Raw genomic sequence first — 812 nt, forward strand, 5'->3', positions numbered from 1 at the left:
CCTTCACCTTGACCGACGAGACGCGGTCGTTCCAGGCCGAGCCGATCCAGGTGGAGTCGGCACCGGCGCAGAAGCTCGCGCCCTGGTAGTTGATGTGTTCGTAGAAGCAGATCGCGGAGGTGTCGACTGCGGCGGCCGTGGCAGCCTCGGCCTGCTGGTCAGCAGCGGCCTGCGCATCGGCGCTCTGCTGGTTGCCGCCGCCGCAGGCGGCGAGCAGCACGGCCACCGATGCCAGCGGCACCAGCAGGCGATGGGTGGACGAATCGAATGCTCGGGATTGTCGGGACACGGTCTGACCTCCTTGTAGGTTGCGCCTATCGCGATCACGAATGCGCGTTGTGGTCAAAACCGTGCAAAGTTCATACCGATCGACATGCAACCATCGGTGAAACGGGGTTGACAAGCCGATTCTTGACAGCGCTTTCAGAAATTTTCGGATGCCCTCCCCGTGAGCTGTCGAGGAGGGCGCCGAGGCCCTAGCCTCCTGCGCTGTAACCTGCCTCCCACGGGTTAGGGGGATGACGGGGTGCGTGGCATTTGTTGCCTTGCTTACGACCCGACGCGCATGCGACGAAGCACGCCAGATCGTGACGCAGCATGACGCAGTGTGAACAAGCTCTAACGCAGCGCGCGCAGCAGCACGATCACCGCGCCGTGACCGCCTTCGTCGCCGCGCGCCTGCACGAAGGCGAGCACGTCGGCCTTCTGGATCAGCCAACTGCGCACCTTGCCCTTCAGCACCGGTTCGCGGCCCGGCGAGCCGTTGCCCTTGCCGTGCACGACGCGCACGCAGCGCAGGCCGGTGTGCACGG

The 812-nt window shown here is 65.3% G+C and carries 2 protein-coding genes; both read right to left on the reverse strand.

The genetic code is table 11. The annotated features are described in order from the left end of the window. On the reverse strand, positions 1-289 hold a 289-nt coding region (locus AC1D12_RS34485), incomplete at its 3' end, for a peptidase inhibitor family I36 protein (protein ID WP_477845548.1). 329 nt (positions 290-618) lie between these two features. Further along, a partial coding sequence (locus tag AC1D12_RS34490; protein ID WP_477845549.1) for a Smr/MutS family protein occupies positions 619-812 on the reverse strand: 194 nt, incomplete at its 5' end.

The sequence above is a fragment of the Rhizobacter sp. P1_G5 genome, assembly GCF_056405435.1.